Genomic DNA, 266 nt, shown 5'->3' on the forward strand with positions numbered 1-266 from the left:
GTATCCGCCAATCCAGGCGCGAGACGCCGCACAAGCGGATAGTCACCGGCAACAAGAACCCAACGATCGCGATAGCGCCATCGCCAGCCGTGCCTCTCCTTCTGGGCCTGCATAAGCTCTGCGGCGAGAGTCGCGGCATCGGCCGTTGGGCCACTTCCCGACGATGCGGGCGTGCGACGAGTGCGATCATTGACCCATTTCTTCACGGCACGCCAGGCGTTGGCCGGTCGCGAAGAATCACTGAAACTGAAGATCAACAGGAGTGC

General features: G+C 62.0%; 1 protein-coding gene. It reads right to left on the reverse strand.

All coding sequences use genetic code 11. From position 1 onward, the window contains the following. The coding region (locus SB660_RS21170) for a hypothetical protein (protein ID WP_410584357.1) at positions 1 to 266 on the reverse strand (266 nt) is incomplete at both ends.

Source organism: Bacillus sp. SIMBA_005, from assembly GCF_046535585.1.
GTDB classification, from domain to species: Bacteria; Bacillota; Bacilli; order Bacillales; family Bacillaceae; genus Bacillus; species Bacillus pumilus.